Source organism: Psychrobacter sp. AOP5-GZ1-6 (assembly GCF_052376345.1).
Lineage (GTDB): Bacteria > Pseudomonadota > Gammaproteobacteria > Pseudomonadales > Moraxellaceae > Psychrobacter.
Window position 1 is genome coordinate 1 of record NZ_JBQSVP010000403.1, and the last position, 248, is coordinate 248.

General features: G+C 48.4%; 1 protein-coding gene. It reads left to right on the forward strand.

Translation table 11 applies throughout. The features are described from left to right. Positions 1-248: hypothetical protein (locus ACT3RN_RS16375; RefSeq protein WP_444518913.1), on the forward strand; the 248-nt coding region annotated here is incomplete at both ends.

Below are 248 nucleotides of genomic sequence, written 5' to 3' on the forward strand. Positions count from 1 at the left end.
TGATCCAAGCGATACCGACAGTCGCAATCACATGACTCCGACCAAAAGCTATCTACTGGACAGCCCTGCCCAACCTATCAATCGCTTAGAAGCCCAAGCAGGGGCCAACTACGGCAGTCACTTTACCCATAGATCTGATGATCAAACCCTGATGCAGTCTATCGGTGATGGTGAGCACTTAATCAATACTGGTAGCTTATTGTCTAGCACACGCCCTAGCCTATTTACTACAGACAATGAACAAGCCG